The organism is Paenibacillus sp. CMAA1364 (genome assembly GCF_054373195.1).
The window spans coordinates 321756-339866 of the sequence record NZ_JBITNB010000001.1; the positions used below are offsets into that span (position 1 = coordinate 321756).

The window sequence follows — 18111 nt, forward strand, 5'->3', positions numbered from 1 at the left end:
AAAGCATTCGCTTAGTTTTCCGAAGGAAAACTCACTTCGAAAGCATTTATATCTTAACTTGATTTTTCTTACTCCGCTTTTACAAGGAATAAAGGTTGACCGAACTCCACGAGCTGTCCATTATCAACCAACACCTCAACGATCTCACCTTTTACTTCTGCTTCCAATTCATTCATAAGCTTCATAGCTTCTATAATACATACTGTGGATTTAGCATGCACCTTATCACCACAGCCCACGAGTGGCGCTCCATCCGGAGATGCGGCTCTGTAGAACGTTCCCACCATAGGGGACACAATTTTATGTAATGTTGATTGCGTATCTGCTATTGGCTGTTGGTCACTACCAGTTACACCTGGTTCAGATACTTGATTCGTTGTCTGGATTTGTAATGGTGCCATTGAATACGATTGCGGTAAAGATGACTGAACACTCATAACCTCAATTGGTGCTGGTTTACGAATGGATAACCGACTACCTTCCACTTCAATTTCCAATTCTTGAACAGAAGATTCATCTAACATTTTAATTAATTCTTTTATCTCATTTAACTTATACATGTTTAATTCACTCCTTCAACTATCGAAAACCCCATACAAACTTATATAGATATGTATTATATCATAATCACACGAAATGAAAAGAGTCCAGAATGAACTGGACTCTTTCATTATTTTCTCCGCAACTGTCTAATTATAGCGAACATCATCTGATTTTAAGGCGCTACTTTTCGAATGCTTATTTTATTCTGAGACACATTTAATTCTTTCATGACGAGTTCAACGATATTTGCAGCTTGTTTAGTATCTAATTTCTCAGCGAGAACAAGCACTTCGTACTGGTTATTCTCTTCTTTGAGAACAACTTCTCCAAATTGCTGATGAAGCTCCTCTTCAATACCAGTAATGATGGATTCTTTTTCTTCTAGACTCTTTAGTTCATTATTCGCTTTTGCTAAATCTTCAGGTGTACTCTGTTGATTGTCTAATTTTACATATAAATCACTTTCTTTTTTAATATTACTTTCTTTACGTTCCCATTGCATTGAATCTAATACATTTCGACCTGACACCGTCTGCGATGCAACTTCGTCCAATACCTCATCATCCGTCTTCTTATCCTCTGTCTTTACAGTCTCTTGTGACTCCGTAATATTCTCGTTTTTGTTTTCTGGCGTCTTCGTTGTCGCAGTCAGTTGACCATCCTTATTTTCTACCACAACTTCCGTAATCACTACTTCTTCATCCACTACCGGCTTTTGACCTACAACTTGTTGACTATCTGCCACAGGGATTTTGGATGTTCCTGAATCTTCAGTAAAGAGATAATAAGCGGATAATACCACCATCAAGCTAAGCATCGATACTAACCATATTGTTTGTCTTTTATTATTCATTCAAATTTCCTCCTTCGTCTTTTCACAAGAATGGATGAATCCTTAATATTGTTTACGTGGTACAACTGATATTCGATAGCTAGGTACATTTAGTCCTTTTGCAACGGCATCTATAACAAGATTGCGTACCACTTGGTTCTCTGCCCCTTTGGCTACGATTAACACACCTCTAATCTGTGGCTTGACTCTCTTCGTAATAATAGGTGTCTGATTGCCTTGTGCCTCATAAGTGACGATCTCACCATCTCGTGTATATTGTGTAGTATTCCTCTTGCCACCGTTAGAATCGTTCTCCTCTGATGTCTGCTGTGAATCTCTCACATTTCGTTGAACAACAATTTCTTCAGTTGAATCGACCGTGACTAAGACATCCACCGTTCCAACACCTACTATTTTTTCTAAAATATCTTTAATGCTATTCTCGAATACATTCTCAATGCTTCCAAAAGAATCAATGTCTGAGCCTGTATCTTGAAACGTCTCCTGTGTCAGTGTTGGGGTCGGTGGCTCCCGACCTATATTCTCGTTCTCAACCTTCTTTACATTGACAAAAGAACTGAATAATACAATGCCTACGCCAACTAGGCCAAGAATGATAAGCCATCGAAAGGCAGATATTCTTTTTGTTCCACCAGAACGACCTACCCATTGCTCAATTCTCTTATACCAACTTCGCAATTCCAATCACCCCCTTTATACTTTGACATCGTTGTCTTTCGTTAACACGCGGATTTGTTCTGCTTTTAAATTCCATTCATTACTGAGTAGTTTCTGTATGTCTTCCGCACCTTGAATCTGTTGAATTGTCGCTTCTTCAGGTGGATTGTTCTGTGGACCATTCTGATCTAATGGAACCGTTCCTATATCTACAGTTCCCACATCAATCTCCACTTTAATTGGATCAATGGGGGTAACGGACATCGAATTAGGAGCATCTTGCACGGATGATCCTTCACTACGTTCTGTGGGTTGCTGCATGACAACGTCAACGGAACTAATCCATGGCGACACTGCCCTCTCCTCTTTCTCTAATGGGGTCAGAGACATGAACACCATGACTTCTTGTACCTGTTTACCTGTTTTCTGTTCGATTTGTTGTTTCATCTGTCTTGCGATCTCTTCTCCAGTCCATTGAAGACTTTGTGTTTGTTGTTGCGATTTTATTTTCTCTGCCTCGGACATTATCTGTTGTAATGTCGTCTCTTTACCGTTCGTAAAATGTGTTGCGCTCATCTCTTGATTCACAAAAGCAGCACTTAATTTCGCTTCAGGCGAATCTGTTAACAATCTGATGATCGGTTGCATCAACGTCAGTAGGATCAGTAGACTCAGAACGAGCTTGACGTAGCGTTCCATAGATCGACTGGGTAGAATAAGATCAACAAATGTAGCGAGTAATACAATCATGATGACTTCCCTCATCCATTCGTTTAACCACGTCATACCAACCCTCCCTTATCACCTCATCATGACGGTTATATTGCCAGCCATCAGAAGAATCGTAATCGCTAGAAAGAACATCAACCCCACAACCGCCATGGCTGCGAAAGCATAAATCATACTTTTACCAATGGTCTGTAAGCAGGTAACTATCGGCGTATCTCCTAGTGGCTGCAGTACAGCTGCTGACATTTGATAAATAAGGGCAAGTGTCAGAATTTTGATCGCGGGAAAGGCACAAAGGAAAAGAAGGATAATGACACCCGCTAGCCCAATAGAGTTCTTCACCAGTAACGAAGCAGATATGACCGTGTCCGTTGCATCTGCAAACATCTTTCCTACGACAGGGATGAAATTTCCAGATACAAATTTCGCTGTCCGAATCGTTACACCATCTGTGACTGAGCTTGTAATACCCTGCACAGAAATGACCCCGAGAAAAATAGTTAGCAATATACCTAGTAAACCTACACTTACCTTTTGCAATAGATTAGCCATTTGAGTCAACTTATACTTATCAGACAGAGAGCTTACAATATGAAGCAATGCTGAGAAGAATAGGAGTGGAAATATGGTCGTATGGACAACCGCTCCTACGGTGTGAATCATAAATACGATCAATGGGTGTGTGACGGATACTGTGATGACATTCCCCATAGATGCTAATAAAGAGAATAGGAGCGGTATCATTGCCATCATGAATTCAATCATGTTATTAATAGCATCCTTGGCATAACCAATGGCAACAGAGAAACTATTAATGGCGATCACCATAATGACCATATAACACAAAGAATAAGCGACCTTGCTAACGTTATTTCGTTCAAACGCGGTCTGTAACGTTTCTAAAATAAGACTCATAATACTTAGCATTACAATTGAAACTAAGAGCTTCCCGTTATAGAGCACTTCATGCCAGAAAAAAGAAGTTAGACCTGCCATAACATTTTTGATGCCAAATCCTTCACCGCCTGGCAGTAACATATCCATAAAGGAAGGTGTCTTCTGATCAGGAAAGAATCCACCGTAATCTTTCATCAGTTCATTCCAATAGTTCTCAACTTGATCCTTAGGTAATTGGTTCGCTTGTTGTTGTATAAGTTGATTACTTGGAGTATCTGCATAGACATTGCCAGCACATAACAACATCATGACGAATACCATCATCAATATATATTTAACGTCTAAAGAACGTTGTTTTCCTAACATCGTTAAATCCCACTTTCTAGTGAGGCAGTAACTTCATAACGGTCTCAATAATAATTCCGATGATGGGTATAGCTAGTACCATAATGAGAACCTTCCCAGCCAGTTCAATCTTAGAAGCAATACTTTCTTGACCAGCATCTCTTACGATCTGTGACCCGAATTCTGCAATATAGGCAATTCCGATGATCTTGAGAATGGTCTTCAAGTAAATCATCTGGACACCTGCGGATTCTGCCATTCGTTCTAGTTCTCTGATAACAGAATCAATTTTACCGATCAGAAACAGAAAGATAAGAACACTTGTAGCAACAGTTAGCAGGAATGCAAACATCGGCTTATGCTCTTTAATAATTAGAATGAGAATCGTTGATATTATTCCTAACCCAACGACTTGTATGATTTCCATAATGGCTCTCCTACTGGAACAAAAAGATGGATTTGATCTCTTGTAGCAGGTCATCAAGCATTCGAATAACCATGAATAGCACCACGATAAAACCAATTACCGTCACCCAATGTGCCATATCCTCTTTCCCCATCTGTTTGAGTACCGTATGAATCATGGCGATGATGATACCGATTCCTGCAATCTGAAAAATGGCGTTCACGTCAACATTCATATTCTGCACCTCACTAAAAGATCAAAATAACGATCAATATTCCAACTAGAAGCCCTAGATTTCTGCTTAATTTCCCGTATTTGTCTAGTTCCTCCCTTGCTGACGTCTCTTCATGTTTCAATTGCTGAGCAGCTAGCGCAAGATGTTTCATTTGATCTTGGCGATCACTTGTCCCTAATGTGAAACTTAGTTGATGAAGCACGTCTCTCTCACTATTCTTCATAGATGTCTGTCTCCAATGGCTCGATAATGCCTGCTGTATGCTCTCTTGTGCGGTCATGTTGTGAGGGACATTCATTCCCATAGCCGCTTTGTGAAAAAAAGACTTTAACGGCTCCTTCATCTGTGTGGACATCTTGTCTAATGCCTCTGGTAACGGTGTGTATCCATATGATATTTCCGTCTCAAGTCGTTGCATTCCTAGAATGAGTTCACGAATCTGTTTGGGTCTGTTTTCAAACTGTCTAGCTTTATTGATGCCTGCTAATGCACCGGCGAGCACAATGATCAACATTCCAATCAGTTTAACCATGAACATCAATCCCTTGTTGTATCGGCAAAGATTGTTGAATTGCTCGTTGTTGACTATCCAGAACACGAAAGTTCAATTGTCCTTCTGTTCGATTGAGAATGACGTACTTCTCAAACATCTGATTCTGGATCAGCGATGCCAATGCCGGTCGCTGTGAAAGTTCGTCTACTGATGAACCATGCGCTGTTGCAATGACTGATATTCCAGCGTGCAGCGCTTCTGTGATCGCCTCTGCATCTTCAAAGCGTCCAATCTCATCTACGAGCAAGACTTCAGGTGACATCGAACGAATCATCATCATCATGCCTTCAGCTTTGGGACAGCCGTCCATAACGTCTGTTCGAGGTCCAACGTCGAAGCTTGGTACACCCCTAATACTTCCAGCAATTTCGGATCGTTCATCAATGATACCTACCTTCATACCTGACCATTTCATTGCGGAGTTACCATAACTGCCTTGACTAATCTGTCTAGCCAAATCTCTTATTAGCGTTGTCTTCCCATGTTGTGGAGGCGAGAGAATAAGCGTATGACAGATTCTCTTCGCCTTGTGATCTAACAAGTACGGGAGTATGACATTCGAAGCCCCATGAATTTCTTTGGCGATCCTAACGTTAAACGCACTAATATCCCTTAGATGCTCCACCTTACCTCCGCTTAGTACGGTTCTACCTGCTAATCCAATGCGATGCCCACCCGGTATTGTAATAAATCCTTTTCGCAATTCTTCTTCCATTGTGTATAAGGAATGGTTACTGATTCTATCCAACAATCGATGACTGTCCTCCCTTACTGGCTTGTACGAATCCTCGACACGATATGTCAATTTACCGCCTGCTGTTACGAAATGATGATCACCCGATGCGTTAATCTCAAGTGGTCTTCCTTCTCTGATTCGAACCTCTTCCAACCGCTCTAGCATAGAGGATGGTAATTGTTCAAGTAGCGACTTGATCGGTTCAGGAAATAACTCCAACCAATGCATTTTCACGAATCAACCCTCCTACAATTTTTGTGGAACAAAAATACTTCGGAAGCATATACTCATTCGCACATTATCAATAGAGTCACGCGTTGTTTTCATACATCATATGTATGCCTGTACTCCATATTTATGACCATGAAGTCTATCATTTTTTTAGAATACCTATTAAAAGACAAGTCACACCTAACAGAATCCAGATCATCTTTGCCCAAGATAATTTATCAGCCATCCCTATTAATCCAATGCTGGTCGTCAATATGAGTACAGTGGGCCCCACAAAGGCCAACATCGTGTTGATCGTTAGCGCCTTATCCACTTGTCCTACCTTTAACATCCATAACGCTGCTGCAATTTCAAGACTTCCTGAGATTATTCGCAAAGAAGACATACTCACTACGAACTTGTCCACATTGATCCACCACCTATATTTGAAATCTATTTACTTAAGATATGCACGAATCTCTTTTTTAGTTGCATCATTTCTTAGATTCTTTCATTTACTTAAAAGGAAACTCAAAAAGGACACCCTTAGGCATCCTTCGTGTGATAGTTCAATTGGTGCTGACTAACATCGTTTTTATTCGTTATCATCAAAGATAGTTGCAAATTTGTCCTCTACACCCACCATTATTGTGTCTCCATTCACTTTAGTTGCTCAAACAACATTTAATTTTTCCAAAAAAGTCCGTTACCTCCATTATCATAATTTTAAATGTCATCTGGGCACTTAATGTTACTTTGTTAGACAAATGTACTCATTTAAGTCTTGTTTAAGCACTTACTGTACCGCTGTAGCTGGCTGTAGATGCTTAAGCATCGTTCACATGGAATATATCTAAAGATCTGCACAATAACGTGTACTTGTGAGTCATGAGAAAAAGACCTATCAGATAACGATCTGATAGGTCTTACGTATAAGTTGAATCATGCCCATTTATAATCGATATTAGCGGCGGTCTTCAGGACCCCCAATAGATACTTGACTATCATTATCTAAATTATAAGCAGTATGAAGAGCTTTAATCACTTCATTCAAGTTATCCCCATTGATTACACACGATGTTTTGATCTCAGATGTGCTAACCATCTTGATACTAACACCTTGCTTAGAGATAACGTCGAACATTTTAGCCGCAACACCTGGATGGCTTATCATTCCTGCTCCAACAATTGATACTTTGACTAACTTGTCTTCAAATGTCACTTCTTGGTACGGAACGTGACTTCTTAGACTTTCGATAACGGACAATGCATTGGTGCACTCAGAACCTGATACTGTAAATGAGAAGTCAGCTTCACCGTCTTGTACGCCACTTTGCACGATGATATCGACGTTAATCTCAGCTTTAGCTAATGCACCGAATACCTCTGCAAGAACACCTGGAGTATCAGATACGCCCAATATACTTATACGAACCACATTCTTATCGTATGCGATCCCGCTAACTACGACTCCTTGCTCCATGCTTGCTTCCTCCTTAACAACAGTACCTTCATTATTATTAAAACTGGATCGTACAACTAAGCGAACTTGATTGTGCTTAGCATACTCTACTGCACGTGGATGCAACACAGCAGCACCCAGACTAGCCAATTCCAACATTTCATCATAAGATATTTCCTTAAGCTTGGTTGCACATTTCACAATACGAGGGTCTGTTGAATAAATACCGTCTACGTCTGTGTATATCTCACATACGTCTGCCTTAATTGCAGCCGCTAGTGAGACAGCAGTCGTATCTGAACCACCACGACCAAACGTCGTAATCTCGCCATCTTCCGTCATCCCTTGGAATCCTGCAACAACGACTATTTTCCCAAGTTCTAATGCAGCTTGAACACGCTCTGGAAGAATATCCACAATTCTTGCCTTACCATGTACTGGTTCCGTGCGGAATCCAGCTTGCCATCCCGTAAGTGAAATAGCTTCGCGTCCTAATTGATGAATAGCCATCGATAGCATCGCCATCGATATTTGCTCGCCTGTTGTCATTAACATATCCATTTCCCGAGCAGGTGGCGTCGGATTCAATAACATCGCTTGATCAATCAAATCATCTGTCGTATCGCCCATTGCTGAGACAACAACGACACATTGATGACCCTCATCTTGCTTCTCGACTATACGCTTCGCAACACGTTGCATACGTTCTGTATTACCAACAGAACTTCCTCCGAACTTCATGACGTACAGTGACAACTTGAACTCACTCCCCACTTTAAATAAACATGATGTCTAAATAACACTATTTATGAAGAAAAAACTATTATTACGCACGAGAAATGTATTTACCATCACGTGTATCAATTAACAATACATCATCTTCGTTAATGAAAAGAGGTACATGAACCGTATGACCCGTTTCTAATTTAGCACTCTTCGTAGCACCTTGAGCCGTATTTCCTTTTACACCTGGCTCTGTTTCTGTTACCTTCAACTCGACACTATGTGGCAAGTTAATTCCTAGAATCTCGCCTTGATAACTAACAATGTTCACAACCATATTTTCTCTAATGAAGTTAAGTTCCCATTTCAGCTGATCGCTAGTTAGAGAAAATTGATCATACGTTTCGTTATCCATGAAGGCATGTTCTTGGCCACTTGCATATAGATACTGTACAGGACGGTTCTCAATGACTGCGCGTCCAATGGTCTCTCCTGCACGAAAAGTCTTCTCAACTGTATTTCCGTTACGTAAGTTTTTTAATTTAGAACGAACAAATGCTGCACCTTTACCTGGTTTAACGTGCTGAAATTCAATTACCGTGTAAATATCACCATCTACTTCTACTGTTAATCCTGTCTTAAAATCGTTTACTGAAATCATAAATATAACCTCCTAAAAGTTTTTTATAGCGTTACTACTTGTAATATACTTCGAGAAAAACTAACTTCGTAAGCGTTACTTAAGTTTTTTATAGCGTTACTACCTGAATATACTTCGAGAAAAACTCACTTCGTAAGCGTTACTTAAGTTTTTTATAGCGTTACTACTCTTATCTATTAGTTAAGCACGGTGTAATCTTTACTGCAATGCGTTAATATCACGATCCCATTCTCCGTAATAAGGATATCATCCTCAATACGTACTCCACCGATACCCGGTAAATAAATACCTGGTTCAACCGTAACAACCATACCTGGTTGTAGAATATCATCACTTAACTTAGATAGTCGAGGAGATTCATGAACTTCCATACCTAATCCATGACCAGTGCTATGACCGAACTGATCGCCATATCCGTATTTGGTAATGATATCACGGGCTAATGCATCAGCTTCACGCCCCGTCATGCCTGACTTGATATGTGCCAGTGTATGTAATTGGGCTTCTAATACAATATCATATATTTCTTTCAATTTCGCGTTCGGTTTTCCTAATGCAATAGTTCTTGTTAAGTCAGAACAATACCCATCAAGCAAAGCACCGAAATCAAAGGTAATGAACTCATCACCTTGGATGATTCGTTCACTTGCAACACCATGTGGCAATGCTGATCGTTCACCCGAAGCTACAATCGTATCGAATGAAGAAGCGGTTGCTCCTTCTTTACGCATATAGAATTCCATGGCAAGATCCACTTCGCGCTCTGTCATCCCTGGCTTTACAACACCCAATGTATAATTAAATGTATCATCTGCAAGCTTGGCTGCGCGTTGCATGATTCTTATTTCGTCTTCATCCTTAAATATACGTAGTTGTTCTACAATTCCCTTTATAGGTAGCAGCTTAATCTCAGGATCTAACTGTTCCTTATAGGACATGTATATACTATAGGATACATCATCTTGTTCGAAGCCAAGTTGACTAATGTTGTTACTTGTAAGTAACTCTTTAACATCCATCATTACTTGCGTTCCATGTTCGATAACCGTAAATCCTTGTGCTTGTTGCGGAGCTTGAGTCATGTAACGAAAATCAGTTAATAAATAAGCATCAGATAACGTGATTAGAACATATCCAGCTGATCCCGTAAAACCAGTTACGTAACGACGGTTAATCGGGCTTGTGATGAATAAAGCTTCCACATTCTTAATTCGCATAGCTTCTTGCAACTTCAATAATCTTGAATTTCCCAACATGCTATCACCCTTTCTAACCACTTACAAAAAAGCGGAGTTATCTTTTCTGTTCTTCCAAATGACGTACTAGTGCTATCAATCCCAGTTCATAACTCATCTCACCAAAACCAGCGATCTGCCCAATAGCAACCGGTGCAATCACAGAATTGTGACGGAAGGGTTCCCTTGCGTGTATATTAGACAAATGCACTTCCACTGTTGGGATACGTACAGAACTAATTGCGTCGCGTATCGCATAGCTATAATGGGTAAGCGCTCCAGGATTAATGATAATTCCGTCCGCTATATCCATTGCTTTATGAATCCAATCGATCATAACTCCTTCATGATTTGATTGATAGAAGGAAATATCTACGCCTAAGTTACTGGCTTGTTTTAGAATATTGTCTTCAATAGTTTGTAAGTTTACTGATCCATAAATGCCGGGTTCTCGTACTCCCAACAGATTCAGATTCGGTCCATTGATGACCCATATCGTTGTCATAATGATATTACCACCTTTTTATCAAATAACCATCTGCTATTTTACCATAGTTGATGCGTTCTTGAGAAGTTATTTTGCGCTCAGCCCTTTACTTTCTTTGGTTCTCTCATTCTCTCATCCGTGAATTCCATAGCAATGGTGTATCCAATAAATAATCCCCACAAGAGATATAAACAAAATTCACTAATTATAGTTGTCATAGAAAGCTTGGTAAGAGGCTTAACCATCTCAAATGATGGTCCAATCACGACATAAATAATCGTCCACCAGAATATGCCATAGGCTATCCCCGGCCATGGCCCTTTCAATTTTCGAAACAAGAATACATAGATCAAAGAGACTCCTATTGAAAAGGCAATAAACACAAGCAATCCTACCAAATGTCCTGCCCCACTCTTCAGGAATGAATGTTTAAAGAACGGTTCTGCTAAATAGCCTGGAATGACTTTTGTAAACTTGAAGACGTAAAAGATCCAATGAATCGAGCCCCAGATCAGACCTGCGAAGAATCCTAGTTCCAAAGCGAACGCCATTTTATTCGTATATTCACCTTGCCGTTGTTGATGTTTATTCATATCTTAATCCTCCTACTAAAATTACGATGACTGCTTTTCTTTTCTCTTAGTATGTTCAATTCAACTATGGAACAATCATGATCAGGACAATATCATTCCCTAAGACTATAAATAAATCAATTTCTTTGAAACTAGATATTGAAGCAAAAATTCGATACAATAGAATATGTATCTATACGAACAAATGGTTGTCAACACTTGCAAGACTAGTCATGGCAGTCCATGGTTCACACAAAATAATCAAGCTTAGGGAAGGTGAAGTGTTTGCCTCAAGATTCTAAATCTGTTAGCTACGGTGGACAAGCCGTCATTGAAGGCGTAATGTTCGGCGGGAAAAATATCAATGTCACTGCAGTTAGACGGAAGAACAATGAAATCACATTTCTAGAAGTACCTCGAAAAGATAAGTCGTGGGTAACTAAACTACGTCGAATCCCATTTATTCGTGGTATTGTCGGCATTATTGATTCCAGTGCAAAGGGATCCAAACATTTAAATTACTCAGCAGATGCCTATGCAGATGATGAGATAGAACCTGAGGAACGTAAGATACAGAAGGAAAAGGAAGACTCCGGATTTAGCCTTTCGATGATGATTGGAGTTGCCGCAGTTGGAGTACTTTCTTTCATTATAGGTAAACTCATTTTTACATTTGTACCCGTATTTCTTGAAGATTTCATATTTAGCGGGTTGTTTGATAACTACGTTCTGCATAACTTATTAGAAGGTGTCATCAAACTTGCACTACTTCTGATTTATTTATGGGCCATCACCTTAACACCTGTTGTCAAACGATTGTTTCAATATCATGGTGCTGAACACAAAGTTATCTCGACCTACGAAGCAGGAGAAGAACTTACAGTAGCCAATGTTCAGAAACATAGTCGCCTTCATTATCGTTGCGGGAGTAGCTTTATGATGCTAACCATTCTATTAGGGGTAATCATTTACTCTGTCGTACCTTGGGACAATTTATGGGAACGTGTCTTGCAACGACTTATTTTATTACCAGTCGTTATTGCCGTCTCTTTCGAATTTCTTAAGCTGACTAATAACCTGAGAGAAACACCTGTGTTACGCTATTTAGGTTATCCGGGATTATGGTTACAGTTATTAACAACGAAAGAACCTTTAGATGAGCAAGTAGAGGTCTCTATCGCTTCTTTCAATCGAATGAGGGAGTTAGACGCACAACTAGAAATAGCGAAAGTGAATTCGTCTGATGTGAGCGGAGTATTAGAAACAGCGAAAGGGTGAATTTGAGATGAATCGTCAATCGATTTCTACATGGACAGTGGTCGTGTTGGCAGGGATAGGATTGTTAACCGATATCTTATTCAACCAGTTCACTTTACTGAAGAACCTTCTAATCCCAGTCATTGTTTTCGTTGTTATCTTTCTATTATTCAGATATTCTCAACCTGGACGATTCAACAAACGGCCTAAAATTAAACCTTCTAACAAGACGATGAATAAAGTCACACTTGCTAAAAAGACTGTCTCACATTCATCAACTCGTAAGAATAAGAAGTATCCATTTCAAGTCATCGATGGTCAAAAAGACAAACGAGAAGATCCTCCCAAATATCATTAGATTTTCTCGACAAAAAAAGTAAGGCTTATAATCCACTGGATTGTAGGCCTTACTTTTTTATATCCGGTTTACTTCAACCTTTCCATTGTCCAAAGAACTTGTTGCCAGACTCAAATCCTGATTGAAACAATGACATACTCTGTTCTTTTGTAATATGAAAATTTGTATTGCTAATACCTAGCGTTGGTATTTTTATCGTGCGAAATGTATCTTCTTTCTCAATATATCTCTCATCATGCGCAGATAACATCGTTTCAACCATCGCTTGCAGCATACTGAAAGGTCCACGAATGGTATGAGGTATGCTCTTCTTATGCCCAACCATTCGAAACCCAATTGTCGGTATAGGTAACCCTAACGTGGTCTTATCTTGCCCATCAAATAACCAAAGTGGGAAATTACTTAACATTCCGCCATCTACGATATAAATAAATTGATCTGGAAAAGATTTCCCTCTTGCCGCTGTCCCTTTCATTCGAAGCATAACAGGGTCGAAAAAATAAGGAATACTGGTACTCATTCTAACGGATTTAGCCACTTCAAATGTATCTGGATTGAATCCATATTCTCTAACACCATCTGGAATAACAAGTATTCTTCCATTGGTAATATCCGAAGCAATGATTTGTAATTTACCAGGCGGTAGATCTGAGAATGTAGAAATCCCCTTTTTCAATAATATTTGTCTTATCCAATGTTCCAGAGCCTCACCTGAATATAACCCTTTCTTGATAAGTACGCGTAAGGGTGGTCCAATCATTTTCGTGTTAAAGATGGGTGACCTCGTCAAAAAAGAAGCAAATGGCATCTGCTTAATGATTTCACTCATCTCGTCAGACGTATACCCTGCAGCCAACAACGTCGCAACGATGGAACCTGATGATGTCCCCGCCAGCCTATTAAAACCTACACCTGCCTCCTCAGCAGATTTAACAGCGCCTGCAAGAGATATTCCTCTTACACCGCCTCCTTCAAAAACGGCATTGATTAACATATAACAGTCCCCCGTTCTCATATTGTTATCTATGAGAACGAGGGACTGTTCATGACACTAGAAATGATTATTTATTATAAAAATTTATAAGTTCAGGGATCAAACCAAGTGGATTATTTAGAATATGTCTAGAACTAAAAAAGATACTTCCTTGCACTTGTGGTTCAGCTTCATTATATTTCAATTGGTTTATGATCTCTTGGGAACTCTGCCATCCTACTTCGCTTGTGCCCAGCTTATAAGGTGCATGACCTACATAGAGCTCCACATTGGTATTCTTAATTTCATTTACCCACCATTGCACTAATGTATCGTATTGTACGTTCTTATTAGCAAAGCTCCAGTAAAGTTGCGGTGCAACATAATCAATCCAATCATTCTTGATCCATGTACGAACATCAGCATAGTAATCATCGTATGAGGTTATACCAGCTTTTGTACTGGAACCAGTAGCATCGACGGATTTGTTACGCCATACACCAAATGGACTTACACCAAAGGCTATCTGTGGTTTTACGGTTTGAATGGATGTATTTAACTTCTGGATAAATTGATTGACATTATTACGACGCCAGTCAGCTTTCGATATAATCTTTTGAGCGTTAAATACTTTAAATGTGTAATCATCATTAAAGGCAACGCCAGTGGGATAGAAATAGTCATCTAAATGTACCCCGTCAATATTATAATTACGAACAACTTCCATAATTACATCGATGACATGATCCCGAGCATCTGGTATTCCAGGATTAATGATAAGTTGATTCTTGGTAGCCACAATCCACTCTGGATGCTGAATACGTACATGATTACTTGCTAGATTCGCTGTACTTGTATCCGTATTGGCACGAAACGGATTGAACCATGCATGGAACTCCATCCCTCTAGCATGCGTCTCATCAATCATAAATTGCAGCGGATCATATCCAGGATAAACACCTTGCTTACCCGTTAATGTCTTCGACCACGGAACCAAATCCGACGTATAGAAAGCGTCCCCGGACGGGCGAATCTGGACAAACACTGAATTGAACCCTATAGCTTGAAGTTGATCTACAAGTTGGATGTATTCTTTCTTCTGCTTCTCCACATTACTAGAGGATGATAAGGATGGCCAATCTAAATTATATACAGTCGATACCCAAACACCTCGAAGTGACGTATGCGTCACCACTTCATCTTTATCCGGCACTCCAACTTGGCTTATCAAGTTCACACTACGCTCTATCTGATTCCAATTGACTTGTAATCCTAAGGCCTCACCTACGAACCGTAAAGGGACCATTATACGATTATTGATATTGTCAACAGAAGCATCAAGTGGGATCGTAGAACCGTTAATTAATGCTATCTTTTTACCATTAGTAAGCTGAATGATCGTAGGTCCCTTAGTTATCGTTACTGTTCTAGTCGATTGTGACCATTGTACATTTGCACCTAACCCCTCACTAATGATTCGAAGTGGAACCATGGTCACATTTAATTTCGGATTAATATATGGCGCAACATCACTCTTCAAGTTCATACCATCTAATATAATACTTATCTCCTTTGCACTCTTCGCTTGCGTTGTATGATTAGTTCCAGGCAATAGGATAATCATAATAAGTATCAACGACGTCCACTTTCTTAATTTCATCACGATTCACCTCCATAACTAACTGTATTTAGGAATCTCCATTTGAACTCATGTTAAAAAGCATCTGTCTCTGTGTGAGGGGACAGATGCTTTCATTACGAATCTCTAACTAATTCCTTTAATTCCTTGTGTACCTCACGTAATTGTTGTAAGCGCTGTTCATCACGTCTGAAATATTCTACTAACAACTCAATTTGTGTAATTGAATCCCAACTCAAATGATGCTCTATACCCTCAACATCACCATAAATATTTTCCTCTTGAACACCGATAACCGTAAGAAACTCTTCAAGCAATTGGTGTCGATCCACAAGACGTTTTCCAATCTTCTTTCCTTTAGAAGTTAATATAAGCCCACGATATTTCTCATAAATGAGATATTCATCTTTATCTAATTTCTGAATCATCTTCGTAACCGACGAAGGATGAACTTCTAAACCTTCGGCAATATCTGATACACGCGCATAACCTTTCTCATCAATCAGTTGGTAGATGCGTTCTAAGTAATCTTCCATACTCGGCGTTGGCATCTTCTTCCCTCTTTTCTGTTGACAGACTATCCATCTCGATGTTACAGATCTGATTAATCTATCTTTTATAAACACCAAATTAAACCCGAATACCCGCTTATGTAATGATACATGTTCTACAAGACAATTGGCAAGTCTAGACGATATAGTGTAGCCTATTTACCTATATTTTACACGTCTATTACGAACCCTAATGAAACAAACTACTCAGTATTAACAAGGAGAGGCAGGCATACACATGACTAATGAAATTCAGAAACGTCCCTCCAAGGGAGTAAGAACAACAAAGCCCTTTATACCTGATCTTGTATATTTCGAACCAGAATCACTTCATTATCCAAAGGGTGAGTCTATCATGAAATGGGTGAAGGACAATGATATTCCTTACCGAATGACAACGTCACATAATCGAATCATGAATCTACCTGGTGATACCGACGCAGAGAAATATCGAAATGCTAAACGTACATTGGTTGTAGGCCTTCGTAAAACACTTCAATTCGAACAATCCAAGCCTTCTGCTGAATTTGCAATACCTATATCTACGGGTTGTATGGGACACTGCCATTATTGTTACCTACAAACAACGCTTGGTGCCAAACCCTATATTCGTGTGTATGTTAATACAGATGATATACTCAAATCTGCCAAAAACTATATTGAAGAGCGCAGTCCTGAAATCACTCGATTCGAAGCGGCATGTACATCTGATCCTGTTGGGATAGAACATATCACTGGTTCTCTGGCTGAATTAATTACATTTATGGCCAAAGAAGAATTGGGTAGATTACGATTCGTGACCAAATTCCATCATGTAGACCCTCTTCTCCATCTAGATCACAACGGACATACACGAATTCGATTCAGTATCAATGCAGACTATGTTATCCGTCAATTCGAACCTGCAACGTCTAACTTTGATGAACGAATCGAAGCTGCCACCAAAATAGCACACGCTGGTTACCCTCTTGGTTTCATTATCGCGCCGATCATATGGTACGAGGGATGGCAGGAAGGATATGCAGATTTATTACAACGACTTGGAGAAGCACTTCCAAAAGATGCAACACAAGATCTTACCTTTGAGATGATACAGCACCGTTTCACAAAAACAGCCAAAACAATCATTGAACAACGATATCCCAAATCTAAGCTTGAAATGGATATGGCCAAACGTAAAACCAAATGGGGTAAATGGGGACAATATAAATATGTCTACCCCGATGATCAACAACAAGCTCTAAGAGAGTTTATTACCGAACATATTTTTGAGAATTTCCCTAATGCAAATATAGAGTATTTCACTTAGAATTTAAGCCATTCAGGTGTTATTTGTTGTAACCATATTGTAATTCTAAACATTTGATCTGTGAACAATAAGATTCCCATGACCAACATGAGTGCACCACCGATCTTCATCATCATGTTAGAATATTTCAGAATCCATTTCGTAGAACCAATGAAAAAAGCTAGGATGAAGAATGGAATTGCAAATCCGACCGTATATGCCGTAATTAAAGATAACCATGCACCGGGGTCGCTTACAGCCATAGCTATAATAGCAGCAAGAATAGGTCCTATACATGGTGACCAACCTGCCGAGAAACCTATGCCGAATATAAATGACCCCAGATAACCTGCTGGCTTAAATTTCATATCTATCTTACGTTCTTTCATCAAGAATTTCGGTTGGAATATTCCTAATAAAAACAGGCCCATCAACACAATTAATATGGCTGATAATTGTCTGATCAGATCCCTATTATTAGAGAAGAACTGACCGAAATAACCTGCTCCTAATCCAAGCGTATAGAAAACAACAGAAAACCCAAGTATAAACGCTAACGTATGAGTAAGTGTTCTGAATCGTACTTCTCGCTTGTTCTGACCTGTCTTAAGCTCTTGCACAGTCATCCCTGTAATGTATGAGAGATAAGAGGGATACAAAGGTAAGCAACATGGGGAAATAAATGAAGCAAGCCCTGCAATAAAGGCGAGCGAAATACTGATATCAGACATATGTATACCT

22 protein-coding genes are annotated in these 18111 nt (G+C 39.5%); 3 read left to right on the top strand and 19 right to left on the bottom strand.

The features are described from left to right. Nucleotides 1–68: 68 nt before the first annotated feature. From accB to ACH8E3_RS01705, 15 genes are all read right to left on the bottom strand, one after another. The gene (gene accB, locus ACH8E3_RS01635) at nucleotides 69–560 is read right to left on the bottom strand and encodes an acetyl-CoA carboxylase biotin carboxyl carrier protein (RefSeq protein ID WP_458630834.1); all 492 of its coding nucleotides are present in this window, start codon (nucleotides 558–560) and stop codon (nucleotides 69–71) included. 155 nt (nucleotides 561–715) lie between these two features. Next, nucleotides 716–1396, bottom strand: coding sequence for a SpoIIIAH-like family protein (locus ACH8E3_RS01640; RefSeq protein ID WP_458630835.1), 681 nt, complete (start codon nucleotides 1394–1396; stop codon nucleotides 716–718). A gap of 42 nt (nucleotides 1397–1438) precedes the next feature. Then, the gene (gene spoIIIAG, locus ACH8E3_RS01645; protein WP_458630836.1) at nucleotides 1439–2074 is read right to left on the bottom strand and encodes a stage III sporulation protein AG; all 636 of its coding nucleotides are present in this window, start codon (nucleotides 2072–2074) and stop codon (nucleotides 1439–1441) included. Nucleotides 2075–2089: 15 nt separating this feature from the next. Next, the gene (spoIIIAF, locus tag ACH8E3_RS01650; protein WP_458630837.1) at nucleotides 2090–2839 is read right to left on the bottom strand and encodes a stage III sporulation protein AF; all 750 of its coding nucleotides are present in this window, start codon (nucleotides 2837–2839) and stop codon (nucleotides 2090–2092) included. Between the two features lie 15 nt (nucleotides 2840–2854). Further along, nucleotides 2855–4045: a stage III sporulation protein AE gene (gene spoIIIAE, locus ACH8E3_RS01655; protein WP_458630838.1), complete on the bottom strand. Its 1191-nt coding sequence runs from the start codon at nucleotides 4043–4045 to the stop codon at nucleotides 2855–2857. A 16-nt stretch (nucleotides 4046–4061) separates the two neighbouring features. Further along, nucleotides 4062–4451 (bottom strand): stage III sporulation protein AD, encoded by a 390-nt coding sequence (spoIIIAD, locus tag ACH8E3_RS01660; RefSeq protein WP_458630839.1) that lies wholly within the window; start codon nucleotides 4449–4451, stop codon nucleotides 4062–4064. A gap of 10 nt (nucleotides 4452–4461) precedes the next feature. Next, entirely contained in the window at nucleotides 4462–4665 is a 204-nt protein-coding gene (spoIIIAC, locus tag ACH8E3_RS01665; protein WP_458630840.1) for a stage III sporulation protein AC, read from the bottom strand. A gap of 13 nt (nucleotides 4666–4678) precedes the next feature. Next, nucleotides 4679–5197 (bottom strand): stage III sporulation protein SpoIIIAB, encoded by a 519-nt coding sequence (gene spoIIIAB / locus ACH8E3_RS01670; protein WP_458630841.1) that lies wholly within the window; start codon nucleotides 5195–5197, stop codon nucleotides 4679–4681. Continuing rightward, nucleotides 5190–6182 carry a stage III sporulation protein AA gene (gene spoIIIAA, locus ACH8E3_RS01675; RefSeq protein ID WP_458630903.1) on the bottom strand — a complete coding sequence of 331 codons (993 nt, stop codon included), beginning with the start codon at nucleotides 6180–6182 and terminating at the stop codon, nucleotides 5190–5192. The genes spoIIIAB and spoIIIAA overlap by 8 nt, the downstream gene beginning before the upstream one ends. A 145-nt stretch (nucleotides 6183–6327) precedes the next feature. Further along, nucleotides 6328–6597 carry a YqhV family protein gene (locus ACH8E3_RS01680; RefSeq protein WP_458630904.1) on the bottom strand — a complete coding sequence of 90 codons (270 nt, stop codon included), beginning with the start codon at nucleotides 6595–6597 and terminating at the stop codon, nucleotides 6328–6330. A gap of 531 nt (nucleotides 6598–7128) precedes the next feature. Beyond that, entirely contained in the window at nucleotides 7129–8382 is a 1254-nt protein-coding gene (locus ACH8E3_RS01685; RefSeq protein ID WP_458630842.1) for an aspartate kinase, read from the bottom strand. A gap of 70 nt (nucleotides 8383–8452) precedes the next feature. After that, nucleotides 8453–9010, bottom strand: coding sequence for an elongation factor P (gene efp, locus ACH8E3_RS01690; protein WP_458630843.1), 558 nt, complete (start codon nucleotides 9008–9010; stop codon nucleotides 8453–8455). A 176-nt stretch (nucleotides 9011–9186) separates the two neighbouring features. Next, nucleotides 9187–10263, bottom strand: a complete 1077-nt coding sequence (locus ACH8E3_RS01695) for a M24 family metallopeptidase (protein ID WP_458630905.1) — start codon at nucleotides 10261–10263, stop codon at nucleotides 9187–9189. A gap of 40 nt (nucleotides 10264–10303) precedes the next feature. Continuing rightward, nucleotides 10304–10750 (bottom strand): type II 3-dehydroquinate dehydratase, encoded by a 447-nt coding sequence (aroQ, locus tag ACH8E3_RS01700; RefSeq protein WP_458630844.1) that lies wholly within the window; start codon nucleotides 10748–10750, stop codon nucleotides 10304–10306. A gap of 80 nt (nucleotides 10751–10830) precedes the next feature. Beyond that, nucleotides 10831–11325, bottom strand: coding sequence for a YqhR family membrane protein (locus tag ACH8E3_RS01705; protein ID WP_458630845.1), 495 nt, complete (start codon nucleotides 11323–11325; stop codon nucleotides 10831–10833). A gap of 264 nt (nucleotides 11326–11589) precedes the next feature. Here ACH8E3_RS01705 and ACH8E3_RS01710 point away from each other — a divergent pair, with 264 nt between their 5' ends. Together ACH8E3_RS01710 and ACH8E3_RS01715 are read left to right on the top strand one after the other, a co-directional pair. Beyond that, a complete protein-coding gene (locus ACH8E3_RS01710; RefSeq protein WP_458630846.1) occupies nucleotides 11590–12582 on the top strand; it encodes a DUF1385 domain-containing protein in 993 nt (330 codons plus the stop codon). Between the two features lie 7 nt (nucleotides 12583–12589). Continuing rightward, complete coding sequence (locus tag ACH8E3_RS01715; protein ID WP_458630847.1) at nucleotides 12590–12919, top strand: hypothetical protein; 330 nt, start codon at nucleotides 12590–12592, stop codon at nucleotides 12917–12919. 73 nt (nucleotides 12920–12992) lie between these two features. Here ACH8E3_RS01715 and ACH8E3_RS01720 read toward each other — a convergent pair whose 3' ends face one another. From ACH8E3_RS01720 to mntR, 3 genes are all read right to left on the bottom strand, one after another. Beyond that, nucleotides 12993–13913: a patatin-like phospholipase family protein gene (locus tag ACH8E3_RS01720; protein WP_458630848.1), complete on the bottom strand. Its 921-nt coding sequence runs from the start codon at nucleotides 13911–13913 to the stop codon at nucleotides 12993–12995. Between the two features lie 67 nt (nucleotides 13914–13980). Beyond that, the gene (locus ACH8E3_RS01725; RefSeq protein ID WP_458630849.1) at nucleotides 13981–15552 is read right to left on the bottom strand and encodes a family 10 glycosylhydrolase; all 1572 of its coding nucleotides are present in this window, start codon (nucleotides 15550–15552) and stop codon (nucleotides 13981–13983) included. Nucleotides 15553–15647: 95 nt separating this feature from the next. Then, nucleotides 15648–16082, bottom strand: a complete 435-nt coding sequence (gene mntR, locus ACH8E3_RS01730; RefSeq protein WP_458630850.1) for a transcriptional regulator MntR — start codon at nucleotides 16080–16082, stop codon at nucleotides 15648–15650. 238 nt (nucleotides 16083–16320) lie between these two features. On the opposite strand from mntR, the gene splB reads away from it, so the two are divergent. Continuing rightward, nucleotides 16321–17391: a spore photoproduct lyase gene (gene splB, locus ACH8E3_RS01735; protein ID WP_458630851.1), complete on the top strand. Its 1071-nt coding sequence runs from the start codon at nucleotides 16321–16323 to the stop codon at nucleotides 17389–17391. Here splB and ACH8E3_RS01740 read toward each other — a convergent pair. Beyond that, nucleotides 17388–18101, bottom strand: a complete 714-nt coding sequence (locus ACH8E3_RS01740) for a cytochrome c biogenesis CcdA family protein (RefSeq protein ID WP_458630852.1) — start codon at nucleotides 18099–18101, stop codon at nucleotides 17388–17390. The two genes, splB and ACH8E3_RS01740, sit on opposite strands and share 4 nt — an antisense overlap. Nucleotides 18102–18111: the final 10 nt, after the last annotated feature.

Excerpts from the sequence above, each read along its gene's own strand:
- spoIIIAF (WP_458630837.1), bottom strand. The coding sequence starts at position 2,839 with ATGACGTGGTTAAACGAATGGATGAGGGAAGTCATCATGATTGTATTA.
- ACH8E3_RS01705 (WP_458630845.1), bottom strand. The coding sequence starts at position 11,325 with ATGAATAAACATCAACAACGGCAAGGTGAATATACGAATAAAATGGCG.
- ACH8E3_RS01715 (WP_458630847.1), top strand. The coding sequence starts at position 12,590 with ATGAATCGTCAATCGATTTCTACATGGACAGTGGTCGTGTTGGCAGGG.
- spoIIIAE (WP_458630838.1), bottom strand. The coding sequence starts at position 4,045 with ATGTTAGGAAAACAACGTTCTTTAGACGTTAAATATATATTGATGATG.
- ACH8E3_RS01740 (WP_458630852.1), bottom strand. The coding sequence starts at position 18,101 with ATGTCTGATATCAGTATTTCGCTCGCCTTTATTGCAGGGCTTGCTTCA.
- efp (WP_458630843.1), bottom strand. The coding sequence starts at position 9,010 with ATGATTTCAGTAAACGATTTTAAGACAGGATTAACAGTAGAAGTAGAT.
- aroQ (WP_458630844.1), bottom strand. The coding sequence starts at position 10,750 with ATGACAACGATATGGGTCATCAATGGACCGAATCTGAATCTGTTGGGA.
- spoIIIAD (WP_458630839.1), bottom strand. The coding sequence starts at position 4,451 with ATGGAAATCATACAAGTCGTTGGGTTAGGAATAATATCAACGATTCTC.
- ACH8E3_RS01640 (WP_458630835.1), bottom strand. The coding sequence starts at position 1,396 with ATGAATAATAAAAGACAAACAATATGGTTAGTATCGATGCTTAGCTTG.
- spoIIIAC (WP_458630840.1), bottom strand. The coding sequence starts at position 4,665 with ATGAATGTTGACGTGAACGCCATTTTTCAGATTGCAGGAATCGGTATC.
- ACH8E3_RS01725 (WP_458630849.1), bottom strand. The coding sequence starts at position 15,552 with ATGAAATTAAGAAAGTGGACGTCGTTGATACTTATTATGATTATCCTA.
- mntR (WP_458630850.1), bottom strand. The coding sequence starts at position 16,082 with ATGCCAACGCCGAGTATGGAAGATTACTTAGAACGCATCTACCAACTG.
- accB (WP_458630834.1), bottom strand. The coding sequence starts at position 560 with ATGTATAAGTTAAATGAGATAAAAGAATTAATTAAAATGTTAGATGAA.
- ACH8E3_RS01720 (WP_458630848.1), bottom strand. The coding sequence starts at position 13,913 with ATGTTAATCAATGCCGTTTTTGAAGGAGGCGGTGTAAGAGGAATATCT.
- spoIIIAB (WP_458630841.1), bottom strand. The coding sequence starts at position 5,197 with ATGGTTAAACTGATTGGAATGTTGATCATTGTGCTCGCCGGTGCATTA.
- splB (WP_458630851.1), top strand. The coding sequence starts at position 16,321 with ATGACTAATGAAATTCAGAAACGTCCCTCCAAGGGAGTAAGAACAACA.
- spoIIIAA (WP_458630903.1), bottom strand. The coding sequence starts at position 6,182 with ATGCATTGGTTGGAGTTATTTCCTGAACCGATCAAGTCGCTACTTGAA.